This is a genomic window from Streptomyces sp. NPDC006655 (assembly GCF_040703965.1).
GTDB lineage: Bacteria > Actinomycetota > Actinomycetes > Streptomycetales > Streptomycetaceae > Streptomyces.
This window is the reverse complement of record NZ_JBEYJU010000006.1, coordinates 119,867-141,972: the sequence shown is the minus strand read 5'-3', so window position 1 is coordinate 141,972 and position 22,106 is coordinate 119,867. Positions and strand designations below refer to the sequence as shown.

Genomic DNA, 22,106 nt, shown 5'->3' with positions numbered 1-22,106 from the left:
TCGCCCCCCTGTGGTCGTGGTGTTCCGTCCCCTGTCCGCATGATGGTTCGAACAGCCGTGCCTTGTCCTGAGTACCCGTACTCAACCCTGTGCGGGACGCCCGCCGGGCCGCCTTGGCCCGCGCGGCCCCGGCCGTCCTCAGTTCGCGGGTCCGCCCAGTTCGAACCACACGTTCTTGCCGGTGCCCAGCCGGGTCGTGCCCCAGCGTCTGGCCAGCCGGTTCACCAGGTACAGGCCGCGGCCGTGCTCCTCGTCGGGCGTGGCCCGGCGCAGCCGGGGCAGCTGCGGCACGTCGTCGCCGACCTCGCAGCGCAGCACCTCGGTGCGCAACAACCGCAGGCCGATCGGCCGGGTGGCGTGCCGTACGGCGTTGGTGACGATCTCGCTGACCAGCAGCTCGGCGGTGTCGCTGAGCTCTTCCAGGTCCCACGCGGCCAGCGCCTGCCGGGTGAGCCGGCGGGCCCGGCCCGGGGCGGAGTTCTCCGGCTCCAGAGTCCAGTAGGCCACGTCGCTGGGCGCGATGCCGTCGAAGCGGGCGGCGAGCAGCGCGATGTCGTCGTCGCGGTCGCCCGGGCCGAGCATGTCGAGCACCTCGTCGCAGAGCGCCTCCAGGGGCGGCGGCCGGTCCGGGCCGGTCAGCTGAGCGGTGGCGGCCAGCTTCTCGCGCAGCTGCTCGATGCCGGTCCACACGTCGCGCAGCCGGGACTCCACCAGACCGTCGGTGTACAGGAGCAGGGTGGCGCCGACGGGCGCCTCCAGCTCGACCGCCTCGAAGTCGATGCCGCCGACGCCGATCGGGGCGCCCGGCGGCACCGCGAGGACCTCGGTCTTGCCGCCGGGGTGCAGCAGGATGGGCGGCGGGTGGCCGGCGTTGGCGACCGTCATGCGGTGCGACACCGGGTCGTAGACGACGTAGAGGCAGGTCGCCATGCGGTCGGTGCCGAGGCGCTGGGCCTGTTCGTCGAGGTGGTGCAGGACCTCCTGCGGGGGCAGGTCGAGCCCGGCCAGGGTGAGGGCGGTGGTGCGCAGCTGGCCCATGACGGCGGCCGAGGTCATCGAGTGCCCCATGACGTCGCCGACGACCAGCGCCACCCGGCTGCCGGGCAGCGGGATCGCGTCGTACCAGTCACCGCCGACGCGTGCGGTCTCGGCGGCGGGGAGGTAGCGGACCGCGAGCCGGACACCGGTGGGCCGGGGCAGGCTGTGCGGGAGCATGGCGCGCTGCAGCCGGTCGGCGATGAAGGCCTCCCGGCTGTACAGCACGGCCTTGTCGACGCCGAGCGCGGTGTGGGTGGCCAGCTGGGCGGCGACCAGCAGGTCGGCGGGTTCGAACGCCGGGCGTTCCGGGCGGCGCAGGAAGACCACCGCGCCGGTGACCCGGCGGCGGCCGCGCAGCGGGGCGAGGATCGCGTGCGAGCCGGCCCAGCCGTTCAACGCGCTGTCCTCACCGACGAGTTCGCTGAGCGCGGCACGGGTCGGCGTGTTGTCGGCGAACACCGGCCGGACTCCGCGCAGCACTTCGGCGAGGGCGCCGCCGGGCGCCACCTCGCTCCAGTCGGAGGCGTCCAGGTCGTCCTGCTCCTCGCCCACGGTCTCGACCGGCCAGACCAGGCCCTCGGCGCCGGGGCCCTTGATCCGGTCGGTGCGGCGCAGCCGGAGCACGGCGGGGCCGGTGGGGCGTTCGTCGCCGACCGGGAGCGGGTCGCGCAGGTAGACGAGGGCCGCGTCGGAGTACGTGGGTACGGCGGCCCGGCACAGGCCGAGCACGATCTCGTCGGTGTCGAAGCCGCGGGCGATCCGCCGGGTGGCCGCGCCGACGTAGCGGAGGCGGTCCTCGTCCGGGGCCTTCAGCGCGGTGCTGGGCCGCACCTGCGGGATCACGGTGGCCTCCCGCACCCCGAGCGCGGTCTGCGCCGCCAGCGCGTCGGCCAGGGCGATGTCGTCCTCCACGAAGTCCTCCCGGTCCGGGCGCCGCAGGAGCACCGCCACGCCCACCACGGCGTCGGGGGCGCGCAGCGGGGCGAGCAGGACCCGGTTGCCCTGCGGCAGCCGGGGTGCCGTGCCCAGCAGCTCGCGCAGCGCGTCGGCGGTGTCACCGACGGCCGGGTCGCCGGCGCGCGCCCTGCCGCAGCGCAGCATTCCGGCCAGCACTCCGTCGGGCGCCACCGACACGCTGTCCGGGGGCACCCCGCCCAGGGCGCCGACGAGTTCGGCGGGCGCCTGGTCCAGCAGCAGCCGCAGCGGCTCGGACCGGTCCTGCGGGCCGTCCTCCAGGTAGACGAACGCGCCGTCCGCCAGCTCGGGGACGACCGCCCGGCACAGCTCTCGGACGGCCTGGGCCGCGCCCTCGGCGCGCGCGATCCGGCGGCCGGCAACGGCCAGGAAACGTTGAGGATCCGGCAGCATCGCCTCTCCGTGCCGGTGGCCGCTTCACAAGGTCGCTTTCATCTTGAGCCAGGGTCAATGCCGTGTCCAGGGTTTCCACCGGTACACCAAGTCCAGCTCATGATCCGGTGGTTGGGGCACGACCGGAGGGTGACCCCGGGAACACCCACCGTACGCCCGCCCAGTTCACGTGAACACACCTGGTGTCCTCGGTAAAACCCGGTGCGGATTCCCCCGTTGATGTTGCTCCTGCTGCACACTCGCGTCATGTCGCCGATCGACGAGAGCACGGTCAGACGCTGGGACCAGCACGGCCGGGAGCACGTGGTCCGGGTGCGGCGCACGGGTGTGCAGCGCACGATCCAGTGCGCCACCTGCGGCTGGCGCCGACGCGCGCAGTTCCTGCCCTGGCTGAAGGCCGAGGAGCACCTGGCCGAGGCCCACCAGGCCACCGTGGACCCGGCGGGGGCCGAGCCCTCCCGATGAGTTCTCGCCGGTGTGGCAGTCGTACCCGGGACCGCGCCCACCGGAAGGACGACCGATGACCCTGACCCCGCTGCACGCCACCCTGCGCCGGTACGCCGACGACGGGGCCGTTCCCGGAGCCGTCGGGCTCGTCGCCCGCGGCGACGACGTCGAGGCCGTGGCCGTCGGGTCCATGGACGCCGAGGGCTCCGCCCCGATGGAGCGGGACGCCATCTTCCGCATCGCGTCGATCACCAAGCCGATCACCGCCGCGGCGGTGCTGATGCTGGTGGACGAGGGCCTGGTCGGGCTCGGCGACCCGGTGGAGCGGTGGCTGCCCGAGCTGGCGAAGCCGGTGGTGGTGCGGACGCCCGCCGGGCCCCTCGACGACGTGGTGCCGGCCGCCCGCGCGGTCACCGTCGAGGACCTGCTGAGCTTCCGCGCCGGCTGGGGGATGCCCGACGACTTCTCGCTGCCCGCCGTCCGGGCCCTGACCGCGGTGCAGCGGTACGACCTCCCCTTCGGGCAGTGGCCGGACCCGGAGTCCTGGCTGCGCACGCTCGCCGAGGTGCCCATGCTGCACCAGCCGGGCGAGGCCTGGCTGTACGGCACCTCGTCCGACCTCCAGGGCGTCCTGGTCGCCCGGGCGTCGGGCCGTACGCTCGCCGACTTCCTGGCGGAGCGGCTCTTCGAACCGCTGGGCATGCGGGACACCGCGTTCGAGGTGCCGGCGTCGAAGCGGCACCGCTTCACCTGGTCCTACCACCGCGCCGAGGACGGCACCCTGCGCCTCGCGGACACCCCGGACGGCGGCTTCGGCGGGGTCCCGCGGTTCCTGTCGGGCGGCGGCGGCCTGGTCTCCACGGCGGACGACTGGCTGGCCTTCGGGCGGCTGCTGCTGAACGCGGGCGCCACCGCGGACGGCCGCCGGCTGCTCTCCGCCACCTCGGTCAGCCGGATGACCACCAATCACCTCACGGCGGCCCAGCGCGACGCCGCCACCCTCTTCCTGGCGGGCCAGGGCTGGGGGTACGGCGGCCAGGTCGACGTCACCCCGGCGGACCCCTGGTCGGTGCCCGGCCGCTACGGCTGGGTCGGCGGCACCGGCACCACCGCGCACGTCGTCCCGGCCACCGGTACGGTCACGGTCCTGATGACGCAGACGGCGATGACGAGCCCGGCGCCGACCCCGCTGATGCGGGACTTCTGGAGGGTCACGGCGTAGGCCCGCCGTTACGGCATTCGGGTGACACGGAGCGCACCGGGCGGGCGGCCGGGACGACCCCTTTCACCTGCGGACTTTACCGAACCGCAGCGGGGCCCCCGGCCGCTTCCCGCACGCGCTCGGGTCGCCGTCGCGGGCGACCCGGCCAAGCCTGGAGGGGTCCCCTCGTCACTCGACAGGAGCACTCCATGCACACCACTCAGCGTCAGATGACCCGTGCCCTCGCCTCGGGCGCCCTCTCGCTGGCCCTGCTGTCGGCCGGCAGCGCCGGCGCCCTCGCCGCGGAGACCAAGGCGAGCCCCTCGCCGTCCATGATGGCCTCGATCTCGATCAAGGCCACCAAGTCCTCGGTCGCCACCGGTGAGTCGGTGACCTTCACCGGCCGTACGTCAGGTCTGAAGGTGGGCGCGCCGCTGGTGCTCCAGCACGAGAAGAGCGGCAAGTGGGTCCCGCTCAAGGTGAACACGAAGATCAAGAACGGCAGTTCGTACTCGCTGACCACGTCGTTCAAGAAGAAGGGGACCCAGCACCTGCGGGTCGCCGCGGTCGGCAAGAAGGTCTACTCCCCGACCGTGACGGTCAACGTCACCTGAGGCCGCGCACCAGCAGGTCCACCAGCGACGCGAAGTCCCCGTCGGCCTCCGGCCGCTCCCACTCGCGGGCGTAGCCCGGGTCGTGGAAGCGGCCGGTGGCCTGGAAGACCGCGCGGGCCGCGGCGGCCGGGTCGGGCACCGTGAAGGTGCCCGACCCGGTCCCGTCCGCGATGATGCGGGTCAGCTGGCCGGTCAGGTCGGCGATGTGCTCGGCGACCGCCGGTCCGCTCTCCTCGACCAGCACCATGTAGGTGGCGAACAGCTCGGGGTCGTCGCTCGCCTTGCGCCGCTTGGCCTCGAACAGCGCCCGCAGCCAGGCGCGCAGCCGTTCGTCGGGGGCCCGGTCCTCGGCCAGGATGCCGGACAGCGCCGCCGAGGTGCGGTCCAGCCACCGCTTGGTCACCGCCGCGCGCAGCGCCGCCTTGGTCCGGAAGTGCCGGTAGACACTGCCGTGGCTGACGCCGAGCGCGCGGGCCACGTCGACCACGGTGGCCTTGGCCGGGCCGTGCCGGCGCAGCACCTCCTCGGTCGCCTGGAGGATGCGTTCGGCGGTGAGGACCGGGGGCGGGGACGTGGCTGCCATGCCCTAGACGGTACCCGGACGGCCGTTCCCGCTGCCGGGGGCCGTGATCACTGCTCGGTGCCGAGGGTGGCCATCTGCACGGCCGGGTACCGGGTGCCGGCCGCCGCGTCCGCCGGTACGGCCTCCTCGATCGCCGCCAGGTCGGCCGCGTCCAGGGTGACGTCGAGCGCGCCCAGCGACTCGGAGAGCCGCTCGCGGGTGCGGGCGCCGACGAGGGGCACGATGTCGTCGCCGTGGCCGGCGCCCCGGGAGAGCACCCAGGCGATGGCGATCTGCGCCACGGTCACCCCCTTCTCGTCGGCGATCTTGCGCAGCGCCTCGACCAGGTCGAGGTTGTGCCGGAGGTTGTCGCCCTGGAAACGGGGCGAGTGGGCCCGGAAGTCCTGGGCGCCGAGCTGCCGGTCGCGGGTGAAGTGGCCGGAGATCAGACCCCGGGAGAGCACGCCGTACGCGGTGATGCCGATGCCCAGTTCCCGGGTGGTCGGCAGGATCTCCCGCTCGATGTCCCGGGTGATGATCGCGTACTCGACCTGGAGGTCGGAGATCGGCGCGGTGGCGGCGGCCCGCCGGATGTTCTCGGCGCTGGCCTCGCTGAGGCCGATGTGCCGGACGTACCCGGCGTCGACCAGTTCGCTGATCGCGCCGACGGTCTCCTCGATGGGGACGTCCGGGTCGACGCGGGCGATCCGGTAGACGTCGATGTGGTCGACGCCGAGGCGCTGGAGGGAGTAGGCGGCGAAGTTCTTGACGGCGGCCGGGCGGCCGTCGTATCCGAGCCAGCTGCCCTCCGGGCCGCGCAGCGCGCCGAACTTCACGCTGAGCAGGGCCTGTTCGCGGCGCGCGGCGGGGGCGGTGCGCAGGGCCTCGCCGATGAGCATCTCGTTGTGACCCATGGCGTAGAAGTCGCCGGTGTCGAGCAGGGTCACGCCGGCTTCGAGGGCGGCGTGGACGGTGGCGATCGACTCGGCCCGGTCGGCCTCGCCGTACAGCGCGGACATGCCCATGCAGCCGAGGCCGAGGGCGGAGACCTGCGGGCCGGTGGTTCCGAGGGTGCGGGTGTGCGTCGTCATGACTCCACTCTGGCATGACAGCTGACAGATTTCAATATCTGTCATTCCATGGGTTGCCATGAGTCGCCGAGCCCGCAAAAAAGCGGTTCCCCGCACCCCTGTGGGGGTGCGGGGAACCGCACGGCCGGGCGGACGACGACCCGATCAGCCGCCTAGCAGCCGACGAGGCGCCCCGCGAGGTAGCCCTCGATCTGGTCCAGGGAGACCCGCTCCTGCTTCATCGTGTCGCGCTCGCGCACGGTCACCGCGTTGTCCTCGAGCGTGTCGAAGTCGACGGTGACGCAGTACGGCGTGCCGATCTCGTCCTGGCGGCGGTAACGGCGGCCGATGGCACCCGCGTCGTCGAACTCGATGTTCCAGTTCTGCCGCAGCGCCTGGGCGAGACCCTTGGCCTTGGGCGAGAGCTCCGGGTTGCGGGACAGCGGGAGGACGGCGACCTTCACCGGGGCGAGGCGGTGGTCCAGGCGCAGCACCGTGCGCTTCTCCAGCTTGCCCTTGGCGTTCGGCGCCTCGTCCTCGACGTACGCGTCGAGCAGGAACGCCAGCATCGCGCGGCCGACACCGGCCGCCGGCTCGATGACGTACGGCGTCCAGCGCTCGCCGGCCTCCTGGTCGAAGTAGGAGAGGTCCTGGCCGGAGGCCTTGGAGTGGGCACCGAGGTCGTAGTCGGTGCGGTTGGCGACACCTTCCAGTTCGCCCCACTCGTTGCCGCCGAACTGGAAGCGGTACTCGATGTCAGCGGTGCGCTTGGAGTAGTGGGAGAGCTTCTCCTTCGGGTGCTCGTACCACCGCATGTTCTCCTCGCGCAGGCCCAGGCCGGTGTACCAGTTCCAGCGCTGCTCCATCCAGTACTCCTGCCACTTCTCGTCCTCGCCCGGCTTGACGAAGAACTCCATCTCCATCTGCTCGAACTCGCGGGTGCGGAAGATGAAGTTGCCGGGCGTGATCTCGTTGCGGAAGGACTTGCCCATCTGCGCGATGCCGAACGGCGGCTTGCGGCGCGAGGTGGTCTGCACCTGGGCGAAGTTGGTGAAGATGCCCTGCGCGGTCTCCGGACGCAGGTAGGCGACCGAGCCGCTGTCCTGGGTCGGGCCGAGGTGGGTGGAGAGCAGACCCGAGAACTGCTTGGGCTCGGTGAACTGGCCCTTGTTGCCGCAGTTCGGGCAGTTCACGTCCGCCAGGCCGTTCTCCGGCAGGCGGCCGTGCTTGGCCTCGTAGGCCTCCTCCAGGTGGTCCGCGCGGAACCGCTTGTGGCACGCGGTGCACTCGGTCAGCGGGTCCGTGAAGGTGGCGACGTGACCGGAGGCGACCCAGACCTCGGGGGCCAGGATGACGGACGAGTCAATGCCGACCACGTCCTCGCGGGACGTCACCATGTAGCGCCACCACTGGCGCTTCAGGTTCTCCTTGAGCTCGACACCCAGCGGCCCGTAGTCCCAGGCGGCGCGCTGACCGCCGTAGATCTCACTGCACGGGAATACGAAGCCTCGGCGCTTGCTCAGGCTGACGATGGTGTCGATCTTGTCGGCGGCCACGGTGCTCTCTTCATTACGACGACGGGCGACGAAGCGAGACGCTTCACAGCGAATGCTTCAGCGTACCGGCGGGGGCTCCCCCTCAACCAAATCGGATCCCCTTACCGGCCTCTCACCGAAGCTTGTTGACAACGGTTTCCATGTTTGTTGAAAATGACTCTCATGAACGTACGACGAGGCCTCATACCCGCGGCCGCCGCGACCACCGTCACCGCACTCGGCATGGCCACCCTCACCGCGTGCGGCGGCGCCGCCACGGCGGCCGGGACCGGCAAGTTCGACGTCGTCGCGTCGTTCTACCCGATGGCCTTCCTCGCCGACCGGATCGGCGGCGGCCACGTCCACGTCACCAGCCTCACCACACCCGGCCAGGAACCCCACGACCTGGAGATCAGCGGCAAGCAGATCGTCGGGATCGAGAAGTCCGACGCGGTCCTCTACCTCAAGAACCTCCAGCCCTCCGTCGACAGCGCGGTCGCCCAGTCGTCCGTCAAGACGAAGATCGACGCCGCCTCCCTGACCACCCTGGAGAAGCACGGCAACGAGGTCGGCGGGCACGCCGCCTCCCACGACACCTCGAAGAACGAGGAACTGGCCGGCCTCGACCCGCACATCTGGCTGGACCCGGTGCGCTACGCCCAGGTCGCCGAGGGCGTCGGCAAGGCCTTCGAGAAGGCCGACCCGGACCACGCGGCCGACTACCGCAAGAACACCGCGGCCCTGGTCAAGCAGCTGGACGACCTGAACACGCAGTTCAAGAACGGCCTCGCGCACACGAGGTCCAAGGTCTTCGTCACCACCCACGCGGCCTTCGGCTACCTCGCCGAGCGCTACGGCCTGACCGAGGAGGCCATCAACGGCCTCGACCCCGAGTCGGAGCCGAGCGCGGCCCGGGTCAAGGACCTGGAGACCATGGCCAAGGCCGACGGCGTCACCACCGTGTTCTACGAGACGCTCGTCAGCGACAAGACCGCCAGGACCATCGCCTCCGACGCCGGACTGCGGACGGACGTCCTCGACCCGATCGAGGGCATCACCGGCAAGTCCCGCGGCAAGGACTACTTCGCCGTCCAGGAAGCCAACCTCAAGGCGCTCCAGCAGGCGCTGGGCACCAAGTGACGGGAGACGAGATGACCGGCGAGCCCGTCATAGCCCTGCGCCAGGTGACCGCCGAGCTGGGCTCACGCCCCGTGCTGCGCGGTATCGACCTCACCGTGCACCGCGGCGAGGTGGTCGCGCTGCTCGGCGCGAACGGCTCCGGCAAGTCGACGGCGATCCGCACCGTCATCGGCCAGGTGCCGGTGACCGGCGGCGATATCGAGCTGTTCGGCACCCCCCGCCGTGCCTTCCGCCAGTGGTCGCGGGTGGGGTACGTCCCGCAGCGCACCACCGCGGCCGGCGGCGTCCCCGCCACCGTCACCGAGGTGGTCTCCGCCGGCCGGCTCTCCCGCACCCGCTTCGGACTCTTCCGCAGGGCCGACCACGAGGCCGTACGGGACGCCCTCGACCTGGTCGGGATGGCGGACCGGGCCAAGGACAACGTCGAGGCGCTCTCCGGCGGCCAGCACCAGCGGGTGCTGATCGCCCGCGCGCTGGTCGCCCGCCCCGAACTGCTGATCATGGACGAGCCGATGGCGGGCGTCGACCTGGCCAGCCAGGAGATCCTCGCGCGGACCCTGCGCGAACAGGTCGAGCAGGGCGCCACGGTCCTCCTCGTCCTGCACGAACTGGGCCCGCTGGAGCCGCTGATCGACCGCGCGGTGGTGCTCCGCGACGGCTGCGTCCTGCACGACGGGCCGCCGCCGCGCGCCGTCGGCCAGCACGCCCTGCCCGGCCACGACCACGTCCACCCCCACGACGAGCACACCCCCCTGCGCACAGGACTGCTGAGCTGATGGACTTCCTGAACTACGCCTTCATGCAGCGGGCCCTGCTCGCCGCCGTCCTGGTCGGCGTCACCGCCCCCGCCGTCGGCATCTACCTCGTCCAGCGCCGCCAGGCCCTGATGGGCGACGGCATCGGCCACGTCGCCATGACCGGCGTCGGCCTCGGCTTCCTGCTCTCCACCTCCCCCGTGTGGATGGCCACGGCCGTCTCCGTCCTCGGCGCGGTCCTGATGGAACTGATCCGCTGGTACGGCCGTACCCGGGGCGACATCGCCCTCGCGATGCTCTTCTACGGCGGCATGGCCGGCGGTGTCATGCTGATCAACCTCGCGCCGGGCGGCTCCAACGCCAACCTGATGTCGTACCTCTTCGGCTCGCTGTCCACGGTCTCGCAGTCGGACGTGACCGCGATCTGCCTGCTCGCCGCGTTCGTCCTGCTGGTCACCCTCGGCCTGCGCAGGCAGCTGTTCGCGGTCAGCCAGGACGAGGAGTTCGCGCGGGTCACGGGCCTGCCGGTACGGGCGCTGAACCTGCTGACGGCGGTCACGGCGGCGGTCACCGTGACGGTCGCGATGCGCGTGGTGGGGCTGCTGCTGGTGTCGGCGCTGATGGTCGTGCCGGTGGCCGCCGCCCAGCAGGTGAGCCGGAGCTTCGCGGCCACCTTCGCGATCGCCGTGGCGATCGGTGTGACGGTGTCGATCGGGGGCACGATCACCTCGTACTACCAGTACGTCCCGCCGGGCGCGACGATCGTGCTGCTGACCATCGCCGCGTTCTTCGCGCTGAGCGTGCTGGCCGCCCCGCTGGCCCGCCGACGCGCCCGCGCGGCCGCCGCGCGCCGCCCCGCCGGGGACCCGGCGGAGTGCGCGATCCCGGCCACCAGGGGGTCCGCGGACGAGGTCGGCGTCTGACCTCCCTCAGCCCGGGCTGGCACAATGGCCCGGCAGAAGCAGTGATGTGAGGAGGCAACCGGTGACGACCGCTGGACCGCCCGTGAAGGGCCGCTCGACCCGTCAGCGGGCAGCCGTGGCGGCGTGCCTGGACGAGGTCGAGGAGTTCCGCAGCGCGCAGGAACTCCACGACATGCTCAAGCACAAGGGCGACTCGGTCGGCCTGACCACGGTCTACCGCACGCTCCAGAACCTCGCCGACGCCGGCGAGGTCGACGTCCTGCGCACGTCCGACGGCGAGTCGGTGTACCGGCGCTGCTCGACCGGGGAACACCACCACCACCTGGTCTGCCGGGTGTGCGGCAAGGCGGTCGAGGTCGAGGGCCCGGCGGTGGAGAAGTGGGCCGAGGCCATCGCGGCCGAGCACGGGTACGTCAACGTCGCCCACACCGTCGAGATCTTCGGGACGTGCGCGGACTGCGCCGGGGCCACGGAGAGCTGCTAGCTACACGCGCGTGAGATGTCGGTCGAGGATGGCGCGCAGCCGGTCGGCGTCGGCGGGATCCTGGAGACCGCGCTTGGGCAGCACGGTGAAACAGGAGACGTTCTTGTCGTCGCTGTAGGTGAAGAAGGCTTCCTTGGTCTCCCGGTAGCGGGGCTGCGCCGACCAGTTGAGCGACGTCGTGCTGTTGTCGTTGGCCAGCGTCAGCCCGGCGTCCGTCACGGTCGCGCGAAACGTGCCGTTGCGGGCGCCGAGCCTCTGGAACGCGCGGGCCTGGAGCCGGGGTGTGAAGTACACCAGGATCGCGGCCAAGGGCATCACGATCAACAGGTACCAGTTGGGCTTGTCACGCCCCGCCAGGGAGAGCGAGGCGTTCAGCACGAAGGCGAGCGCCACGACCACGAAGGCCCAGCGCCGCGGCCGCACCCACCGCCGCCGCAACCGCTCGCGTTCCCGCAGCACCCCCGTGAAGTCCTCCATCGCCGGCTCGTAGACCAGCTCCACCACGCCTTGTTCGGCGTCCCGCCCCATGTCCATGACCATGAGGCGGGATCGTACCCGGCGCGCGTCGGCAGGCAGGGGGTGGCCGTCAGTCGCCCTGCCGGTCGCCCTCCATGGCCAGCAGTTCCTCGTTGGGGATCGCGCCGCCGAACCGCCGGTCGCGGGAGGCGTACTCGACGCACGCCCGCCACAGGTCGCGGCGGTCGAAGTCGGGCCACAGGACGTCCTGGAAGACCATCTCGGCGTAGGCGCTCTGCCAGATCAGGTAGTTGGAGGTGCGCTGCTCGCCGCTGGGCCGCAGGAACATGTCCACGTCCGGCATGTCCCCGTAGTACATGTGCTTCTGCAGGGTCTTCTCGGTGATCTTCGCCGGGTCGAGGCGGCCCGCCTTCACCTCCTCGGCGATCGACTGCACCGCGTCGGTGATCTCGGCACGGCCGCCGTAGTTCATGCAGAAGTACAGGGTGAGCAGGTCGTTGTCCTTGGTCTGCTCCTGGGCGACCTGGAGCTCCTTGGCGACCGACTTCCACAGCCGGGGCATCCGGCCCGCCCAGCGCACCCGGACGCCCAGTCCGTCGAGCTGGTCACGGGACTTGCGGATGAAGTCGCGGTTGAAGTTCATCAGGAAGCGGACCTCGTCGGGCGAACGCTTCCAGTTCTCGGTGGAGAAGGCGTACAGCGAGATGTTCCGGACGCCGATCTCGATCGCGCCCTGCAACACGTCCAGCACCTGCTCCGCGCCGACCTTGTGGCCCTCGGTGCGCGGCAGTCCGCGCTCCTTCGCCCAGCGGCCGTTGCCGTCCATGACGATGGCCACATGGCCCGGGACCAGCTCGCCGGGGAGCTTCGGCGGGCGGGCACCGGAGGGGTGCGGCTCCGGCGCGCTGTACTCGCGGCGCCGGCTTCCCAGGATCCCGCGTACGACCATGTGCTTCTCGTCTCCCTCTGGTCCCTCTGGCTTTTCGCTGCCTAGCTTTTCTCTACATACCTGAGCGAGCGCAGCCCCCGCTCCAGATGCCAGTGCAGATACGCGGACACGAGGCCGCTGCCCTCCCGGACGTGACGCGGCTCGGCCGCGTCCGCCGCCTCCCAGTCTCCCGTAAGCAGCGCCCCGAGGAGTACCAGGGTCCCCGGCGAGGGGACGACGCTGCCGGGCACCCGGCAGTCCACGCAGACGCTGCCGCCGGAGGCCACCGAGAAGAACCGGTTGGGACCGGGCATGCCGCACTTGGCGCAGGCCTCGAAGCTGGGCGCGTAGCCGTTGACGGCGAGGGAGCGCAGCAGGAAGGCGTCGAGGACGAGGTGGGGGGCGTGCTCGCCACGGGCGAGGGTCCTGAGCGCCCCCACCAGCAGCAGGTACTGCTGCACGGCCGGCTCGCCCTCGTGGTCGGTGAACCGCTCGGCGGTCTCCAGCATGGCCGTGCCGGCGGTGTACCGCGCGTAGTCGGCGACGATCCCGCCGCCGTACGGCGCGATGGTCTCGCTCTGCGTGCACAGCGGCAGCCCGCGGCCGACCAGCTCGCTCCCCCGGGCGAAGAACTGCACGTCGACATGGGAGAACGGCTCCAGCCGGGCGCCGAACTTGGACTTGGTCCGCCGCACCCCCCGGGCGACGGCCCGCACCCGCCCGTGCCCACGGGTGAGCAGAGTGATGATGCGGTCCGCCTCGCCGAGCTTCTGGGTGCGCAGCACGATGCCGTCGTCCCGGAAGAGACTCATGGCGCACCGACCCTCGGCTGGGGGTGCGGGGGTCGGCCCCCGCGTGGCAACAGCATGATCCGGTCCGCCTCACCCAGCTTCTGGGTGCGCGGCACGATGCCGTCGTCGCGGAACAGACTCATGGGCCCATTCTGCCCTGCCGCGGCGGGCGGCCGGTGCGCGGCGGGACCTTCAAGGGACTTCCCCGCGGCTGCGGGCGTTGGCGTGGGCGGTGGCCGCGCTGAGCCGTTCCGCCTGGGTGGCGACGCGCACGGCGTCCGGGTGGGCGTCCCACTCCCGTCCTCCCCCGTACGGCCGCAACTGCACATAGGGGCCCTCGTGCCCCATGACGATGCCCAGCCGTCCGGTACGGGTGTCGACGGCGCAGGAGCCGGTCGGGAGGTTCTTCGCGTTCACCTCACCTGGCTCCCCCGACCCCGCCGATTTCACGCTTCGCATCACCGAGGTGGCGCTGCGTGCCTAGACTCGGCCGGAGTCTGTCCCCGCGGCCGGTCCCCCGGGCGGCCTACAGCAGCCCCGCCCCCGCGAGGAACTTCGCCACGCGCTCCGTCTCCGCCTCCGACAGCGGCACCTGGGGTTCGGCCGTGACCGGGCAGTCGATCACCCCGCGCAGGTGCAGCGCCGCCTTGAACGCCCCCAGCGCGGCCGAGCTCCCGCCCATCCGGCCCGGGTCGCCGACGCCGGTCATCCGGTAGAGGCCGCACAGCCGCTCCTGCTCCCCCCGCGCCCGCTCCCAGTCACCCGCCCGGCAGAGGCGGTACAGCCGGACGTACCCGTCGGGGTCGACGTTGCCGAGCCCCGGCACCACCCCGTCGGCGCCCAGCGCGAGCGCCGAGTCGACGGTCAGCTCGGAGCCCGTCAGCGCGCCGAAACCGGGCAGGCCGCGGCTGCCGACGACGACCTCGCGCAGGCCCGCCAGGTCCCCGCTGGAGTCCTTCAGACCGGCCAGCACCCCCTCGGCGGCCAGTTCGAGGACCAGGCCGGCGGGGAGCTTGGTGTGGACGGCGGACGGGATGTCGTAGGCGATCACGGGGACGGGCGAACGCTCGGCGACCAGGCGGAGGTGGCGGGCGATCTCGGCGGGGTGGGTGCGGGTGTAGAAGGGGGCGGTGACGACGATCGCGTCCGCACCCGCGGAGGTGACGGACGCCACGTGGTCCAGGACCCGGGGCGTGGTCATGTCGATCACACCCGCCAGGACCGGCAGCCTTCCGGCCGCCCGGGAGACCACCGTCTCCGTGACCAGCCTGCGCTGCCGGTCCGTCAGGTACGCCGCCTCGGAGGTCGAGCCGAGGACGAACAGGCCGTCCACGCCGGCCTCCGCCAGACGGTCGACGAGCCTGCCCAGGGAGCGGACGTCCACCTCGCGGTCCGGGGTCAGGGGCGTGCAGACGGGCGGTACGACTCCGGTGAGCGGGGTGGGCAGGGTCATCGGGGCTCCCTGGGCAGACGGCGGCTCGGCTGGTCCTCCTCCCCAGGATGGACGGGGTGATGGCAGCGGTAGCGGTGACCGGGCCGTGACCCGGCCGCGAAGTCAGGCATGCGGACGGCACACTCGTCGTCCGCCCGCCAGCAGCGGGTACGGAACGGGCACCCGGACGGCGGCCGGGTCGCCGAGGGCACCGGGCCGGTGAGCGGGATCGGGTCGACGGGGTCGAGCAGGCCGGGGGCGGCCGAGAACAGGGCCCGGGTGTACGGGTGGCGGGCGCCCCCGGTGACGTCGGCGGCCGGGGTCTCCTCGACGATCCGGCCCAGGTACATGGTGATCACCCGGTCGCTCATCCGCCGTACCGTCTGGATGTCGTGGGAGACGAGGACCAGCGCGAGCCCGAGGCGTTCGCGCAGGTCGAGGAGGAGGTTGAGGATCTGGGCGCGGACCGAGACGTCCAGGGCGCTGGTCGGTTCGTCCGCCACCACCAGCGGCGGGTCGAGAGCGAGCGCGCGGGCGATCGCGACGCGCTGGCGCTGGCCCCCGGAGAGCTGGCCGGGCAGCGCGTCGGCCAGGGCCCCCGGCAATCCGACCAGGCTCATCAACTCCTTTACTCTGTCCTCCCGTTCGGCCTTCGTACCACGCCGGTGCACGTCCAGCGGGTCACGCAGGACACGGCCGACGGGCAGCCGGCGGTTCAGGGCGGTCGAGGGGTCCTGGAGGACCAGGCCGGTGCCCGCGCCGACGGTGGTCCGGCGTTCGGCCGCCGGCATCGACCACAGGTCGCGGCCCTGGAAGGTGACCGTGCCTGCGGTCGGCCGCTGGATGCCCACCAGCACCTTCGCCAGCGTCGACTTCCCGCACCCCGACTCGCCGACCACCCCGACCGTCTCGCCCGCCGCCACGCTGAGGTCGGCACCGGTCAGCGCGTACACCCGGTCCCGGCCGAACAGGCCGCCGGCGCGGGCCCGGTGCACCACGTGGACGTCGGACAGCGCCACGGCGCTCATGACACCACCTCCGTGCCCGCCAGGTCGACGGCCGGGTGGTGGCAGGCCGCGGTGTGAGCGGGGGTGCCGAGCAGGGCCGGGGGTGTGGTGCGGCAGCGCTCGTCCGCCGCGGGACAGCGGTCGCTGAAGCGGCAGCCCGCCCGGAAGTCGGCGGGCGCCGGGACGACGCCCCTGATCTGGGTGAGCCGTTCGGCGCCGGACTCCAGGGAGAGGACGCTGCCGAGCAGGCCGCGGGTGTAGTGGTGGGCCGGGGAGCCCACGAGGTCCGCCGTGACGCCGGTCTCCACGATCTGGCCGCCGTACATCACCACCACGCGGTCGGTGACGTCCGCGACGAGGGCGAGGTCGTGGGAGACCAGGATCAGCGCGAAGCCGAGTTCCGCGCGGAGGCGGAGGAGGAGTTCCATCACCTGGGCCTGGACGGTGACGTCGAGGGCGGTGGTGGGTTCGTCGGCGATGATCAGACGGGGGTCGCGGGAGAGGGCCATCGCGATGAGGACGCGCTGGCGCTGGCCGCCGGAGAGTTCGTGGGGGCGGCTGCGGAGGGTGCGGGTGGGGTCGAGGCCGACGAGGGTGAGGAGTTCGGTGGGGGTGCGGCGGCCGCCGCGCCGGGTGAGTTGCCTGAGCTGGGCGTTGACGGTCATGGAGGGGTTCAGGGCGGAGAGGGCGTCCTGGTGGACCATCGCCAGTTCGTGGCCGAGGAGGCGGGGGTGGGGGGTGGTGAGGTCGACGGGCGGGTGCGGGCCGGTGGGGGCTGGTCGCGCCCGCGCGGCGGCAGCCGCATGTTCGGTACAGCCCCGCGCCCCTTTGGGGCGCGTTCCCTCACCGGCGTGGAAATCGATTCGGCCCGCTACCCTCGCGGTCCTCGGCTGCAGACCCATGATCGTCAAGGCCGTCAGGGACTTGCCGCAGCCGGATTCGCCCACCAGGCCGAGGACTTCGCCCGCGTGGACCTCGAAGCTGATGCTGTCGACGATGTGCACACCCCGGTGGCGGTCCGGGAAGGCGATCGTGAGGTTCTCCACGGACAGGACCGGCGGTCCCTCCCGAGAGGGCAGGGGCCGGGCACGCCGTCGTAGCCGGTCGGCCGCCTCGGTCAGGGAGGGCAGTTCCGGGGCCTCCCCCGGCTCGAGTACCGCCACAGGCTCCGTCGGCTCCACCTCTCGGCCCGCCGGGAACGCCCAGGCGTCCGAGACCCCCTCGGAGAGGACGTTGAGGGAGAGGACCGTGAGGAGGATCAGCAGGCCGGGGAAGAGGGTCGCCCACCAGCCGCCGGTCAGGACCATGTTCTTGCCGTCCGCGATGACGCTGCCCCAGGACGGGTCGGGGGGCCGCACGCCCGCGCCGACGAAGGACAGGGACGCCTCGAAGACGATGGCCTCGGCGACCTGGACCGTGCAGAAGACGAGCACGGGGGCGAGGCAGTTGACCGCCACGTGGCGGACGACGATGTGCGGGGTGCGGGCGCCGATCACCCGTTCTACGGTGACGTAGTCCTCGCCGTACTGGTCGAGGACGTTCGCCCGTACGACGCGGGCCACCGGCGGGGTGAAGAGGAAGGCGATCGCGCAGATCAGAACGGTGATGCCGCCGCCGAAGACGGCGACCAGGACCGCGGCGAGGGCGATGCCGGGGAAGGCCATCACCACGTCCAGGCAGCGCATCAGCGTCTCGTCGACGGCCTTGCGGGAGGTGGCGGCCAGGGCCCCGAGGAGCGCCCCGGCGAGCAGCGCGAGGCCGGTCGCGCCGAGGCCGATGGCGAGGGACCAGCGGGCTCCGTACATCAGCCGGCTGAGGATGTCCCGGCCGAGGCTGTCCTGGCCCATCCAGTGGCCGGCGGAGGGGTGCCCGGTGCCGTCGGCGGGGGCCTGCTGGGCGAGGGGGTCGTCGGGGGCGAGCAGCGGTGCGCACAGCGCCACCAGGACGATGACGGCGAGGAAGGCGAGGGCCGCCTTCGACGGCCGCGGCAGCCCGCGCAGCCGTACCCCGGGGCGGGCGACGGCGGCGGTGAGGCCCGCGCGGGTGAACGTCGTCATGCCGCCTCCCTCAGGCGCGGGTTGACCAGGAGGTGGAGGAGGTCGATGACGAGGTTGACGACGACGAAGCCGGTGGCGGTGGTGAGGACGACGCCCTGGACGACGGCGGGGTCGCCGTTCTGGACGGCGTCGATCAGCAGCTTGCCCATGCCGGGCAGCGCGAAGACGGTCTCGATGACGACCGCGCCGCCGAGCAGGTAGCCGACCCGCAGGCCGAGCACGGTCAGCGGGTTGACCAGGGCGTTGCGCAGCACGTTGCGGCCGACGACGACATGGGGCGGCAGGCCGCTGCCGACGGCGGTGCGGACGTAGTCCTTGTCGAGTTCCTCGACGACCGAGGTGCGGACGATCCGGGTGAGCTGGGCGGCGACCGGCAGGGAGAGCGCGAGGGCGGGCAGGGCCATGGTCCTCAGCCAGCCGGTGACGGAGTCCTCGGGGTTGATGTAGCCGCCGGTCGGGAACCAGCCGTGGTCGACGGCGAGGTACTGGATCATCAGCAGGGCCAGCCAGAAGGCGGGGGCGGCGACGCCGATCAGGGAGAGCACGCGGATGACCTGGTCCGGCGCGCGGTCGCGGAAGACGGCCGCGGTGATCCCGCCGGCCAGGGCCAGGACGACGGCGACGGCCAGGCCCAGGAAGGTCAGCTGGAGGGTGAGCGGGAGCGCGGTGAGGACCTGGTCGAGGACCGGGGTGCGGGTCAGGGCGCTGGTGCCGAGGTCACCGTGGAGCAGGTCGCGGACGAAGTGGGCGTAGCGCAGCGGGAGCGGGTCGAGCAGGCCGTTTCGCTCCCGGAAGTCGTGGAGCTGCCGCGGGGTGGGGTTGGCCCCCTGGAAGAACGCGGACGCCGGGTCGACGTCGGAGAAGCGCATCACCAGGAACACGAACAGGGCGATGCCGAGCAGCAGCGGCACCAGCAGGGCGACGCGGCGCAGCAGGATGCGCAGGACGGCGTTCATGCCGTCAGGCCCACTTGGCGGTGAGGACGTTGATACCGGGGTAGGGCTGGGCCCTTATGCCGGTGAGCCGGTGCGGGTCCCAGGCGGTGATCAGCTCGTTGTGGACGACCGGGTAGATGACGGCCTGTCCGGCGACGACGTCGAGGTAGTCCTGGATCATCGCCTTCTTCTTCCCGGGGTCCGCCTCGCGGGTGGCCGCGTCCATGTCCTTGAAGAGCCGCTTCGCCACCGGGTGGCCGGCCCAGCGGGCGTAGTTCGTCCAGAGGTTCTCGGGGCCGTAGTTGTAGTGCATGATCAGGTCGGCGTCGAGGCCGAACTGGTTGGGGTTCGAGACGGCGGCGACGACCTGGTAGTCCTGTTTCTGGTCCAGCTTGGTGAACACGGCCGTGGTCTCCTGCGGGGTCAGGGTCGTGGGGACGCCGATCGCGTCCCAGGACGACTTGATGGTGGGCAGGCAGTCGACGATCCAGCTCACGTTGACGGCGAGGAGGTCGACGCGCAGCCCGCTGACTCCGGCGGCCCCGAGGAGCGCCTTCGCCTTCTCGGGGTCGTGGTCGTAGACCGTCCTCGCCCTGCGGTAGCTGGGGTTGGCCTCGTTCAGGAAGGAACGCGCGGGCTTTCCGTGGCCCTTGAGGGCGACCTCGACGATCTCCCGTTTGTCGATGGCGTAGTGCAGGGCCTGGCGGACCCGGACGTCGTCGAAGGGCGGGTGCCGGGTGTTGAACATCAGGAACAGGTTGTTCATCCCGGCGCCGCCGCCGACCGAGAGGCCGCCCTGTTCGAGGCGGGGGATGGTGGCGTAGGGGATGTTGTCGGAGATCTGGGCGCCCGCGTCCACCCCGGAGATCCTGGCGACGCGGGAGGCGGCGTCGACGATCGTCAGCCAGTTCATGCGCCGGAAGGCGGGCCTGCGGGGCCCGTTGTAGCGGTCGTACGCGGCGAAGGTGGTGTTCGACTTCGGGTGGTGGCCGGTCTGCCGGTACGGTCCCGAGCCCACCGCCAGTCCCCTGATCGCGTCGTCCCAGGCGCCGGGCCGGGCGAACACGTGCTTCGGCATGATCTTGGCGAGGGTGAGGCGGGCGACGCCGTCCGGGAAGGGGAAGCGGAGCACCAGGTCGACGGTGCGGGTGTCGACCTCGCGGGCCTCTTTCAGCCAGCTCGCGAAGAAGTTCTGCACGAGGGTCGGGGTGCCCGGGTCGAGGATCCGGTCGAAGACGAAGACGACGTCGTCGGCGGTGACCGGTCTCCCGTCGTGGAAGGTGGCCCCCCGGCGCAGGGTGAACCGCCAGGTGGTGGCGTCCGGGTCGGCCGGCAGCCGGGTCGCCAGCGCCGGGTAGGGGGCGCGGGTGATCGGGTCGGTGTCGGCGAGGCCCTCGTAGATGTGGTTGTTGGCGGCCATCGCGAACGCGGAGGCGGTCTGGGTGGGGTCCCAGCTGCCGTCGTTGCCGTAGCCGATGACGGCGGTCAGGGTGCGGTCGGAGCCCGCGCCGCCGAGGTCGATGGTGGACTCGGGCCCGCAGGCCGTCAGCGGGGTCAGCGAGGCGGCGGCGCCCAGGGCGCCCGCGTGTCTCAGGAACGTCCTGCGGGCGTGGGTCGCCTGATCGCGCACGGTGCCTCCGGCGTGGGGGGAAGGAGACGTCGGACGTCCTGGGTTAGCGCGACCATAAGAGGGGGTTCAGGGGCGGTCAAGGCACAGCGCGCGAATGGCGTAAACCATCAGAGGTGGGACCAATGGCACTCCGTAGGGCTCCCCGCACGGAACACCTAGGGCAGCGTCTTCTCGTAGGAGGCGTCCTGGTCGGAGTCGTAGACGAGCTTGCCGGCCGCGTCGTAGCCCTTGAGGTGCGGGGCCCTGGTGACCTGCTGGTGCAGGGTGCCGGTGGCGACGAACCAGCCGTGGTCGAGGACCACCTGGCCCGCGGCGTCGCCGTAGGAGACGGTCATCCGGCTCACCGAGGCGCGCCGGCCGCCGATGATCCCCCAGCGGAACGGCAGTTTCCAGTGGCCCTTGTCGATGATCGACTGCTGGTACAGCTTGCCGCTGTCGATGTCCGGGACCACGGACGTCTTCGCGTCCCCGAAGGGGTCACCGATGCTGGTGTTCAGGCCGGAGGCCGCGCCGTCCTTGACGGTGCAGATGAGCCGGGCCGGCACCGGCTTCTGGCGCACCGCGACCACGAAGTAGCCGTCACCGGGAGCGTTGGAGTCGCCGGTGCTGCGCATCGCCAGGATGATCCGGTAGTCGCCGGGCCTGCCGAGGTCGGTGTAGGTCGGGTCCTTGGGCGTGCGGTGCGCCTCGTTGTCGGCGAGGCACTTGCCGAGTCCGGCGGCCGCCTGTTCGAAGGTGATCCCGTCCAGCAGCTGGTGCGCCGCGGACGCCGGGCGGGCCGGGGCCGTCGGGGTGGCCGCCGGCGCCGAGGGCGTCGACGACGGGGCTGCCGGGGAGGAGGGCGCCGGGCCGGTCGGGACCGGGTGCGCGCTGGCGAGCGCGGTGGGACCGGGACCGGCGGGGCTCGTCACGGTGGAGCCGCCGCCCAGCGCGTACGCGCCGACCGGGACCGCCGCCAGCGCCGCCAGCGCCGCCCCGGTCACGCCCATGCGGCGGCGCCGCTCCACCAGACCGCGCCGGCGGATCTCCGGGTACGGCACCGGCGACGGCCGCACCTGCGCCGCGTCCCCCGCCAGCAGCGTCCGGAGCCGCTCCTCGAAGTCCGGCTCCGCTCCCCCGCCCTGCGTCTCTTCGCTCACCTGGTGCCTCCCTGCGCGGGCGCCGCGTGGCTCATGGCCTGCGCGAGCCCCGGAATCGTACGCAACTTGGCCAGGCCCTTGGACGCCTGGCTCTTGACGGTGCCCGGGGAGCAGCCGAGCACGTCGGCGACCTCCGCCTCGGACAGGTCCTCCCAGTACCGCAGCACCACCACCGCCCGCTGCTTGGGCGGCAGCTGGGCCAGCGCGGCGAGCAGTGTGCCGCGTTCGTCGGCGCGGGACACCGCGTCGTCGTACTGCACGCGCTCCGGTGGCGCGGCGGTCAGCGACTCGGTGACCCGGCGCTTGCGGAACCTGTCGCTGTTGCAGCTGACCAGCATGCGGCGGACGTAGGCCTCCGGGCGGTCGGTCCGCGAGACACGGCGCCACGACCGGTACGCCTTCGCCAGCGCGGTCTGCGTGAGGTCCTCCGCGTGGTGCGGATCGCCGGTGAGCAGATAGGCGGTCCGGACCAGATGGGTCCATCTCGCTCTGACGAATTCCTGGAACTGGGCCTCTAGTTCGGCCTGCATCAGCCACCCCCTCGCCCTCCAGACCACCGGGCGCCCCGATTCG

General features: G+C 72.2%; 22 protein-coding genes and 1 pseudogene. 7 read left to right on the top strand and 16 right to left on the bottom strand.

The annotated features are described in order from the left end of the window. Positions 1–138: 138 nt before the first annotated feature. Complete coding sequence (locus tag AB0958_RS05495) at positions 139–2,406, bottom strand: ATP-binding SpoIIE family protein phosphatase (protein WP_366888979.1); 2,268 nt, start codon at positions 2,404–2,406, stop codon at positions 139–141. A 246-nt stretch (positions 2,407–2,652) separates the two neighbouring features. On the opposite strand from AB0958_RS05495, the gene AB0958_RS05490 reads away from it, so the two are divergent. The 3 genes from AB0958_RS05490 to AB0958_RS05480 all read left to right on the top strand — a co-directional run bounded on the left by AB0958_RS05490 (position 2,653) and on the right by AB0958_RS05480 (position 4,668). After that, entirely contained in the window at positions 2,653–2,871 is a 219-nt protein-coding gene (locus AB0958_RS05490) for a hypothetical protein (RefSeq protein WP_366888978.1), read from the top strand. 61 nt (positions 2,872–2,932) lie between these two features. After that, on the top strand, positions 2,933–4,075 hold the full coding sequence (locus AB0958_RS05485; protein WP_366889019.1) for a serine hydrolase domain-containing protein: 1,143 nt from the start codon (positions 2,933–2,935) through the stop codon (positions 4,073–4,075). 188 nt (positions 4,076–4,263) lie between these two features. After that, on the top strand, positions 4,264–4,668 hold the full coding sequence (locus AB0958_RS05480) for a hypothetical protein (RefSeq protein WP_366888977.1): 405 nt from the start codon (positions 4,264–4,266) through the stop codon (positions 4,666–4,668). On the opposite strand, the gene AB0958_RS05475 is transcribed toward AB0958_RS05480, so the two are convergent. From AB0958_RS05475 to AB0958_RS05465, 3 genes are all read right to left on the bottom strand, one after another. Further along, positions 4,661–5,251: a TetR family transcriptional regulator gene (locus tag AB0958_RS05475; RefSeq protein WP_366888976.1), complete on the bottom strand. Its 591-nt coding sequence runs from the start codon at positions 5,249–5,251 to the stop codon at positions 4,661–4,663. The two genes, AB0958_RS05480 and AB0958_RS05475, sit on opposite strands and share 8 nt — an antisense overlap. Before the next feature lie 47 nt (positions 5,252–5,298). After that, a complete protein-coding gene (locus tag AB0958_RS05470; protein ID WP_366888975.1) occupies positions 5,299–6,321 on the bottom strand; it encodes an aldo/keto reductase in 1,023 nt (340 codons plus the stop codon). Between the two features lie 152 nt (positions 6,322–6,473). Beyond that, positions 6,474–7,856, bottom strand: a complete 1,383-nt coding sequence (locus tag AB0958_RS05465; RefSeq protein WP_046729864.1) for a glycine--tRNA ligase — start codon at positions 7,854–7,856, stop codon at positions 6,474–6,476. A 162-nt stretch (positions 7,857–8,018) separates the two neighbouring features. Here AB0958_RS05465 and AB0958_RS05460 point away from each other — a divergent pair, with 162 nt between their 5' ends. From AB0958_RS05460 to AB0958_RS05445, 4 genes are all read left to right on the top strand, one after another. Then, the gene (locus tag AB0958_RS05460; protein ID WP_366888974.1) at positions 8,019–8,975 is read left to right on the top strand and encodes a metal ABC transporter substrate-binding protein; all 957 of its coding nucleotides are present in this window, start codon (positions 8,019–8,021) and stop codon (positions 8,973–8,975) included. A gap of 11 nt (positions 8,976–8,986) precedes the next feature. Next, a complete protein-coding gene (locus AB0958_RS05455; protein WP_366888973.1) occupies positions 8,987–9,751 on the top strand; it encodes a metal ABC transporter ATP-binding protein in 765 nt (254 codons plus the stop codon). Further along, entirely contained in the window at positions 9,751–10,653 is a 903-nt protein-coding gene (locus AB0958_RS05450) for a metal ABC transporter permease (protein ID WP_366888972.1), read from the top strand. The genes AB0958_RS05455 and AB0958_RS05450 overlap by 1 nt, the downstream gene beginning before the upstream one ends. A gap of 61 nt (positions 10,654–10,714) precedes the next feature. Continuing rightward, positions 10,715–11,137: a transcriptional repressor gene (locus AB0958_RS05445; protein ID WP_366888971.1), complete on the top strand. Its 423-nt coding sequence runs from the start codon at positions 10,715–10,717 to the stop codon at positions 11,135–11,137. Here the strand turns inward: AB0958_RS05445 and AB0958_RS05440 are convergent, their stop codons facing one another. The 12 genes and pseudogenes from AB0958_RS05440 to AB0958_RS05385 form a co-directional block, all read right to left on the bottom strand. Further along, positions 11,138–11,677 (bottom strand): YcxB family protein, encoded by a 540-nt coding sequence (locus AB0958_RS05440; RefSeq protein WP_366888970.1) that lies wholly within the window; start codon positions 11,675–11,677, stop codon positions 11,138–11,140. A 46-nt stretch (positions 11,678–11,723) separates the two neighbouring features. After that, on the bottom strand, positions 11,724–12,563 hold the full coding sequence (locus AB0958_RS05435) for an isoprenyl transferase (RefSeq protein WP_366888969.1): 840 nt from the start codon (positions 12,561–12,563) through the stop codon (positions 11,724–11,726). 41 nt (positions 12,564–12,604) lie between these two features. Continuing rightward, positions 12,605–13,354, bottom strand: coding sequence for a DNA repair protein RecO (gene recO, locus AB0958_RS05430; protein WP_360519830.1), 750 nt, complete (start codon positions 13,352–13,354; stop codon positions 12,605–12,607). 32 nt (positions 13,355–13,386) lie between these two features. Further along, a pseudogene (locus AB0958_RS05425) lies at positions 13,387–13,476 on the bottom strand (DNA repair protein RecO); the annotation flags it as partial. Positions 13,477–13,525: 49 nt separating this feature from the next. Next, complete coding sequence (locus AB0958_RS05420) at positions 13,526–13,750, bottom strand: hypothetical protein (protein ID WP_366889022.1); 225 nt, start codon at positions 13,748–13,750, stop codon at positions 13,526–13,528. A gap of 109 nt (positions 13,751–13,859) precedes the next feature. Further along, positions 13,860–14,786, bottom strand: a complete 927-nt coding sequence (locus tag AB0958_RS05415) for a dihydrodipicolinate synthase family protein (protein WP_366888968.1) — start codon at positions 14,784–14,786, stop codon at positions 13,860–13,862. Further along, positions 14,783–15,793, bottom strand: coding sequence for an ABC transporter ATP-binding protein (locus tag AB0958_RS05410; protein ID WP_366888967.1), 1,011 nt, complete (start codon positions 15,791–15,793; stop codon positions 14,783–14,785). The genes AB0958_RS05415 and AB0958_RS05410 overlap by 4 nt, the downstream gene beginning before the upstream one ends. Beyond that, positions 15,790–17,829 carry a dipeptide/oligopeptide/nickel ABC transporter permease/ATP-binding protein gene (locus AB0958_RS05405; RefSeq protein WP_366888966.1) on the bottom strand — a complete coding sequence of 680 codons (2,040 nt, stop codon included), beginning with the start codon at positions 17,827–17,829 and terminating at the stop codon, positions 15,790–15,792. Before AB0958_RS05405 ends, AB0958_RS05410 begins: the two co-directional genes overlap by 4 nt. Beyond that, complete coding sequence (locus tag AB0958_RS05400) at positions 17,826–18,785, bottom strand: ABC transporter permease (protein ID WP_366888965.1); 960 nt, start codon at positions 18,783–18,785, stop codon at positions 17,826–17,828. The genes AB0958_RS05405 and AB0958_RS05400 overlap by 4 nt, the downstream gene beginning before the upstream one ends. A 4-nt stretch (positions 18,786–18,789) precedes the next feature. After that, entirely contained in the window at positions 18,790–20,394 is a 1,605-nt protein-coding gene (locus AB0958_RS05395) for an ABC transporter substrate-binding protein (protein WP_366888964.1), read from the bottom strand. A gap of 155 nt (positions 20,395–20,549) precedes the next feature. Beyond that, positions 20,550–21,533: a hypothetical protein gene (locus tag AB0958_RS05390; protein ID WP_366888963.1), complete on the bottom strand. Its 984-nt coding sequence runs from the start codon at positions 21,531–21,533 to the stop codon at positions 20,550–20,552. Then, positions 21,530–22,063 (bottom strand): SigE family RNA polymerase sigma factor, encoded by a 534-nt coding sequence (locus AB0958_RS05385; RefSeq protein WP_366888962.1) that lies wholly within the window; start codon positions 22,061–22,063, stop codon positions 21,530–21,532. The genes AB0958_RS05390 and AB0958_RS05385 overlap by 4 nt, the downstream gene beginning before the upstream one ends. Positions 22,064–22,106: the final 43 nt, after the last annotated feature.

Bases quoted from the DNA above. Each gene is read 5' to 3' on its own strand.
- AB0958_RS05495 (WP_366888979.1), bottom strand. From the start codon at position 2,406: ATGCTGCCGGATCCTCAACGTTTCCTGGCCGTTGCCGGCCGCCGGATC.
- AB0958_RS05490 (WP_366888978.1), top strand. From the start codon at position 2,653: ATGTCGCCGATCGACGAGAGCACGGTCAGACGCTGGGACCAGCACGGC.
- AB0958_RS05480 (WP_366888977.1), top strand. From the start codon at position 4,264: ATGCACACCACTCAGCGTCAGATGACCCGTGCCCTCGCCTCGGGCGCC.
- AB0958_RS05475 (WP_366888976.1), bottom strand. From the start codon at position 5,251: ATGGCAGCCACGTCCCCGCCCCCGGTCCTCACCGCCGAACGCATCCTC.
- AB0958_RS05470 (WP_366888975.1), bottom strand. From the start codon at position 6,321: ATGACGACGCACACCCGCACCCTCGGAACCACCGGCCCGCAGGTCTCC.
- AB0958_RS05460 (WP_366888974.1), top strand. From the start codon at position 8,019: ATGAACGTACGACGAGGCCTCATACCCGCGGCCGCCGCGACCACCGTC.
- AB0958_RS05455 (WP_366888973.1), top strand. From the start codon at position 8,987: ATGACCGGCGAGCCCGTCATAGCCCTGCGCCAGGTGACCGCCGAGCTG.
- AB0958_RS05450 (WP_366888972.1), top strand. From the start codon at position 9,751: ATGGACTTCCTGAACTACGCCTTCATGCAGCGGGCCCTGCTCGCCGCC.
- AB0958_RS05440 (WP_366888970.1), bottom strand. From the start codon at position 11,677: ATGGTCATGGACATGGGGCGGGACGCCGAACAAGGCGTGGTGGAGCTG.
- AB0958_RS05435 (WP_366888969.1), bottom strand. From the start codon at position 12,563: ATGGTCGTACGCGGGATCCTGGGAAGCCGGCGCCGCGAGTACAGCGCG.
- recO (WP_360519830.1), bottom strand. From the start codon at position 13,354: ATGAGTCTCTTCCGGGACGACGGCATCGTGCTGCGCACCCAGAAGCTC.
- AB0958_RS05415 (WP_366888968.1), bottom strand. From the start codon at position 14,786: ATGACCCTGCCCACCCCGCTCACCGGAGTCGTACCGCCCGTCTGCACG.
- AB0958_RS05410 (WP_366888967.1), bottom strand. From the start codon at position 15,793: ATGAGCGCCGTGGCGCTGTCCGACGTCCACGTGGTGCACCGGGCCCGC.
- AB0958_RS05405 (WP_366888966.1), bottom strand. From the start codon at position 17,829: ATGACGACGTTCACCCGCGCGGGCCTCACCGCCGCCGTCGCCCGCCCC.
- AB0958_RS05400 (WP_366888965.1), bottom strand. From the start codon at position 18,785: ATGAACGCCGTCCTGCGCATCCTGCTGCGCCGCGTCGCCCTGCTGGTG.
- AB0958_RS05385 (WP_366888962.1), bottom strand. From the start codon at position 22,063: ATGCAGGCCGAACTAGAGGCCCAGTTCCAGGAATTCGTCAGAGCGAGA.